Source organism: Serratia sp. 2723 (assembly GCF_050434425.1).
In the GTDB taxonomy this organism is placed as follows: Bacteria; Pseudomonadota; Gammaproteobacteria; order Enterobacterales; family Enterobacteriaceae; genus Chania.
On record NZ_JBNDIN010000029.1, the window covers coordinates 1 to 4,485 of the forward strand.

5 protein-coding genes and 1 pseudogene are annotated in these 4,485 nt (G+C 39.6%); 4 read left to right on the forward strand and 2 right to left on the reverse strand.

The annotated features are described in order from the left end of the window. Positions 1-228: 228 nt before the first annotated feature. Together ABIE29_RS23330 and ABIE29_RS23335 are read right to left on the reverse strand one after the other, a co-directional pair. Positions 229-693 carry a hypothetical protein gene (locus ABIE29_RS23330; RefSeq protein WP_429621715.1) on the reverse strand — a complete coding sequence of 155 codons (465 nt, stop codon included), beginning with the start codon at positions 691-693 and terminating at the stop codon, positions 229-231. Further along, positions 677-1,498: a winged helix-turn-helix domain-containing protein gene (locus ABIE29_RS23335; RefSeq protein ID WP_429621717.1), complete on the reverse strand. Its 822-nt coding sequence runs from the start codon at positions 1,496-1,498 to the stop codon at positions 677-679. Before ABIE29_RS23335 ends, ABIE29_RS23330 begins: the two co-directional genes overlap by 17 nt. A gap of 255 nt (positions 1,499-1,753) precedes the next feature. On the opposite strand from ABIE29_RS23335, the gene ABIE29_RS23340 reads away from it, so the two are divergent. From ABIE29_RS23340 to ABIE29_RS23355, 4 genes and pseudogenes are all read left to right on the forward strand, one after another. Beyond that, positions 1,754-1,879 carry a hypothetical protein gene (locus tag ABIE29_RS23340; protein WP_429621723.1) on the forward strand — a complete coding sequence of 42 codons (126 nt, stop codon included), beginning with the start codon at positions 1,754-1,756 and terminating at the stop codon, positions 1,877-1,879. Between the two features lie 419 nt (positions 1,880-2,298). Continuing rightward, positions 2,299-2,645, forward strand: a pseudogene (locus tag ABIE29_RS23345) (IS1 family transposase); the annotation flags it as partial. Positions 2,646-3,438: 793 nt separating this feature from the next. Continuing rightward, positions 3,439-3,819 (forward strand): winged helix-turn-helix domain-containing protein, encoded by a 381-nt coding sequence (locus tag ABIE29_RS23350; protein WP_429621719.1) that lies wholly within the window; start codon positions 3,439-3,441, stop codon positions 3,817-3,819. 105 nt (positions 3,820-3,924) lie between these two features. Then, a partial coding sequence (locus tag ABIE29_RS23355) for a helix-turn-helix transcriptional regulator (protein ID WP_429621721.1) occupies positions 3,925-4,485 on the forward strand: 561 nt, incomplete at its 3' end.

Sequence of the window (4,485 nt, forward strand, 5' to 3'; positions counted from 1 at the left end):
GTAGCCAGATACATCAAAACAGAGAACAATGTGACACCGGGCAAGGCAGACAGCAAGGTTGTATTCACCATAAATTATTATTAGCAAGCCATCCAGTAATGCCTTGCTAACAGCCTATCTCAAAAGGATTTTATTTCAGACAATGATGCTGCAAGCAAAATGCAGCATCGCCTTCTCTCCGTCAATATGATAGAGGATTTTCCTATTTTTCAGTTGTGATTTATCATGTTAATTCTTATTGCAAATAAAGAGCGGTATATCTTCCGAAGTAAATATATATGCATCATTTCCTTGACGAAAAATACGCATAGATAATCCACGATCTTTTTGTAGGAAAAAATCAGGAACTATAGAGCCCAATAGTGTAATCAGACTGCGATCATTTATTGAATCGGAAGATACAAGTATTATTCTGTCACTGTCTTTTTTGTAAGTAAATTTTAAGTTTGCATTTATAATTCTTTCCTTATTATTGGGGTCGCTGTATTTAACTATGGAGTTTAGCTCGCCTTGACCTGAATTAAAAATAAGCTGAAATTCTGAGAAGTGATATTGCCCCCCTCTTGTTGCATGACTTTTAGCCCAGCAAGAAAAATGTGTTTCCTTATAATTCAAATAAAACAAATAGACAGAGGGCGTTAATATCACCATAATGAAAATTACGCCCCAAAAAAAACTAGCTTTCTTTTTCATTTTGCCCCTCCGCATAGAGCCAAGTCACACAGGATGATGGCTTATTTATACTTTCATCACAAATTGTTACTGACATTTTTGTGTTAATGGCATTGGAAATCACATAGGCAATCTGTTCTTTTTGACATTTTACATTATATGATTTCAATAATTCAATGTAAGAGTTCTTGCGACTGCCAACCTCTGATTTTTTTGCGAAAGCTGAACACTCATTCACTTTGCCTATGAACGTGTAATCTTCAAAAAAACCATTATATTCAGTTAGTTTTAAAATAATTGCAGCGGAAGGTGCAATAAATAACAAGAAACCAATACTTATAGCTGAGGTGATAATTAATTTACTCTTGGTGCGTAAGCTACTTATTTCTTTATACGGCAATTCTCTTTTTTCAATTATGGTTTCATTTTTAAGTTCAACTTTATCACGTTCCTCTGAGATAGGAGCATTCAGTAAAAAATTGTCATTAATGATTTCTATTTTACCAGAAAATCTAATGCCCTGCTTTGACACTGTCCGAATAACATTGTCTTCTAAACCGGCGGACTTCAAAGCTCTTCGCAGTAAAGAAATATTTTGGTAAAATGTATTAGGTGTTACATAGAGGCCTTTACTTTCCCAAACCTCATGGAAAAACGCCTCCCGACTAACAACATCACCCGCTTTTTTCAGAAGCAAAAAGAGGCACTCACTTGCTGGAATATTAAGAGAAATCACATGACTTTGACTGTTGAGTGTATTTAGCTCATGCTCTTTTGGAAAAAAAACCACAGTATCATTAATGATTATTTTACTGATATTCTCCATGCATATACCTAAATTATTTAAGGATTAATTAATTCCTTTGCAAGTATAGTCCAAAAAATGGCTATTGAAGTAAATGAATCATAATTTATTTTTAATATATATATCAACAACCTATCTTAGATCAACCCAGAGTTTAAGTAGATAGTACAGTGCCTTGTGCAACCAGGAGTTGGGGGGCGTCTACTGACCAGTTCCCCGTTGATTAATACACTCCGAGGTGAGTAATGTCTTCATAAGCCACATCAGGACATCCCCATGAAGAAGAGTTTGTCCGATCAACAGATCATCAGTATTCTCCGCGAAGCGGAAGTCGGGGTTTCTGCCCGTGAACTCGGTCGTAAGCATTGTAGTGGTCAAGTAAAACTGGCCACAGCTTTATAAGCTGCGTGGTATCTTTTCTCTGATTCGTCAGGATGAATATCAAAAAGATACTTTAGCGTAAAGCCAGAACGTAAAACAACGCAATTAGAAAGTGTAGAAATTCCCGCATCTACTTCTTGCTCAACGTTCCCCTGCTAAAGAAACAGGCTTAACGTAGGATATTTTCCGTTTTCCAGGCGGATCTCTACATGCGCTAACACGCATAAAAAGGATCGCATGCTGATGTCCTTTTTAGACGTGGTTCGGAATTTGGATAATATTGGATCGTGAGAGTTTTTTCTGACTGGCCCATTAGGGGGGAACTCTCGTTGGTTGAATAATGTTCTTGACGAACATAAATTTCCGGGTCCTAAGCTGACTTCTTTCCGTTCATATGAAATAACGCGAAGTGTCACATTGATGTCCTATTCTTGTATTACAAGGCTCGGCAGCACTGGCTCTGGTATGCATACAACACCAAAACAGGCGGTGTAGTGGCCTACACATTTGGGCCACGCACAGATGAAACTTGCCGCGAGCTGCTGGCATTACTGACCCCGTTCAATATCGTCATGATAATAGTGATGACTGGGGCAGTTATCGCCGGGAAGTCCCGAGGGATAAACATCTGACGGACAAAATATGCACTTAACGTATTGAACGTAACAACCTGACCTTACGAACCCGTATAAAGCGCCTGGCCCGTAAAGCAATCTGTTTCTCACGGTCGATTGAGGTGCATGAAAAGGTCATCGGGACCTTCATCGAAAAGCGCATGTTCTACTAATTGGCGTTATTACCTGTATTTTCAATGCTCTGACATAAAAGCGTTTCCTTTTCCCTCTGTCCCCCCCTTGCCTGCCACCCACCCTGATAACATATCAGCTTCTCCAGAATGCAGAGATTTTTCTTAATAATATTTATTAATCCATAAAATACAGTAATTTGCTTATTTTTAACCAGCACCACTTGCCTCCAACTCTGCCAGCAACGACCCGCCCGCGTCCTGACGCCCTGTCCCACCCGGCGGGCCCCATTTAATAAGTTTAAATAAAAAAAATTAATTACGACTAATTCCAGTCCTCCCCTAATATTTATCTTATCCAACGCCGCTGATACCGGCATGAACGTCAGAAAGGGTGTCAGGCAACTGATGAGAACAGCGGTGAGGACAGCTAGACTGCAGACGATGATTAGGAATAATCTTGGCAGCGACACATGTATGGCTATACGAGTGAAAACAGCGTGATAGTGTGGATTTATTTATCACCACAGAGGAAGGTAAGATGATTGTTTTTATTGGACTTAATATGTTAAAAGCACATTAACCCAGAAAATGTATAATTTTGAATTTTTATGCTAATAAGATTCCCATGATCAATGGTGGTGTGAAATTTAGTTAATCTGGCTAAAGTGGAGTTTATAACTAGCAATCTGTGATTTTTTAGTCAAAAAATCTATTTTATTACAAAATGGAAACAATGAGATCGGGATATCAACCGTATTGTTTTATATGAGAATGGTCTTAGAATTGTCTGGCCAACGGATTGGAGCTTTGCTTAATAACAGGAGTTTAGGAAATGGATAGGAAAAAACTATTTGGCTTCTGGATTGAGCCGGATCTGCAAGTCGATGTTAAGCATAACAGGATAGTTCGTCTCAGCACGGACAAACCTAGCGCTAACTTCTCCTGCGCGGTCGTCTCGTTAAAAGAAGTGACAATGGCAATACTCACCTATTTACTCAAGCATGCCGATGATAAATTTGTCAGTCGCCAGGAATTGCTGAACGAGGTCATTGGCAAGATGAACTATTCATCTTCCAATCAATATCTGTGGCAAGAACTCAAAGAGCTCAAGTTAAAACTGGCGCTACTGGGCATCTCAGACGACATTATCATCACGTCCAGAAGTAAAGGCGTCAGTATTTCAAGGGCTGATATAAAAATACTTTACTATTAGCCAACGGTCCTATACTCACTTTGCAATTATAGAGTATTAAAACTGATTAATGGTGATCCTGGTCCCTATTGTACCTACTGCCATAACTGTACCTTTGAGGAAAAAATGAAGTATAAGCCAGCATTCAATATTTATGGGGTTGACTCATTTTTTAAATATGGAGTAGAGGGCGTCTTAGCAGATACCCCGCTATGCATGCCTTTGGAATCGGGGCAGACGATACCTCAAATCGACATATGGATAATCAGCCAGAAATGCCTGACTGACGTACTGCCTTTTGTTAACCGAGCAGCACCATGGAGACCTTGCATCGTTTTTTGTTCAGAGCGCTGTCAGCGTTTATTACAAGATCACCCTATCGACAGGACGGTTTGTCTGTTCGATCTGGATATCACTATCGCCAGATTCAAACAAGAATTACAAGAAAAATTATCTACGCTGTTGTTAACGGGCCGGTTTGATGTAAATAGCCCCCCGCTGCTGTATTTATCCGAGATTGAAATGGAAACGATGCGGCATTTATCGATGGGCTTTAGCCAACACCGGGTTGCGCAGTTGACCAACAAAAGTGTTAAAACAATCAGTGCCCACAAGCGTAATTCGATGAAGCGGTTGGGCGTATTCAGCAATCAGGAATTGATGCTGAAGGTTAAAATTCTCGGGCTG

Bases quoted from the DNA above. Each gene is read 5' to 3' on its own strand.
- ABIE29_RS23340 (WP_429621723.1), top strand. From the start codon at position 1,754: ATGAAGAAGAGTTTGTCCGATCAACAGATCATCAGTATTCTCCGCGAA.
- ABIE29_RS23330 (WP_429621715.1), bottom strand. From the start codon at position 693: ATGAAAAAGAAAGCTAGTTTTTTTTGGGGCGTAATTTTCATTATGGTG.
- ABIE29_RS23350 (WP_429621719.1), top strand. From the start codon at position 3,439: ATGGATAGGAAAAAACTATTTGGCTTCTGGATTGAGCCGGATCTGCAA.
- ABIE29_RS23335 (WP_429621717.1), bottom strand. From the start codon at position 1,498: ATGGAGAATATCAGTAAAATAATCATTAATGATACTGTGGTTTTTTTT.